Below are 740 nucleotides of genomic sequence, written 5' to 3'. Positions count from 1 at the left end.
CCGGGCTGGCGGCCGGTGAGATAGCGCGAATAGTTCTCGATGCCGGCGCACGAGCCGGTGGCTTCCAGCATTTCGAGGTCGAAGCGGCAGCGCTGTTCCAGCCGCTGTGCCTCAAGCAGGCGGCCGGCCCGCTCCAGTTCGACCAGCCGGTGCTTGAGCTCTTCCTTGATCGACTTGATCGCCTGGTTCAGCGTCGGGCGCGGCGTCACATAGTGCGAATTGGCGTAGATCTTGACGCTTTTCAGCTCGCCGGTCTTCTGGCCGGTCAGCGGGTCGAATTCGGTGATCTGCTCGATCTCGTCGCCGAACATCGAGACGCGCCAGGCGCGGTCTTCCAGGTGGGCCGGGAAGATTTCGATGGTGTCGCCGCGCACGCGGAACGAGCCGCGGACAAAGTTGATGTCCTGCCGCTTGTACTGCTGGGCGACGAGATCGGCGAGCAGCGCGCGCTGGTCGAGCCGGTCGCCGATCTGCATCTGGAAGGTCATCGCCGTATAGGTTTCGACCGAGCCGATACCGTAGATGCAGGACACAGAGGCGACGATGATGACGTCGTCGCGCTCAAGCAGCGAACGCGTCGCCGAGTGGCGCATGCGGTCGATCTGCTCGTTGATCGAGGATTCCTTCTCGATGAAAGTGTCGGTGCGCGGGACGTAGGCTTCCGGCTGGTAATAATCGTAGTAGGAGACGAAATACTCGACGGCGTTTTCCGGGAAGAATTTCTTGAACTCGGAATAGAG

At 61.6% G+C, this 740-nt stretch carries 1 pseudogene; it reads right to left on the bottom strand.

What is annotated here, in order from left to right:
• Positions 1-740: pseudogene (locus EN914_RS37250) on the bottom strand (excinuclease ABC subunit B); the annotation flags it as partial.

The organism is Mesorhizobium sp. M7A.F.Ca.CA.001.08.2.1, from assembly GCF_003998455.1.
Lineage (GTDB): Bacteria > Pseudomonadota > Alphaproteobacteria > Rhizobiales > Rhizobiaceae > Mesorhizobium > Mesorhizobium ciceri.
The sequence above is the reverse complement of the archived record's forward strand: the minus strand, read 5'-3'. Positions and strand labels throughout refer to the sequence as shown.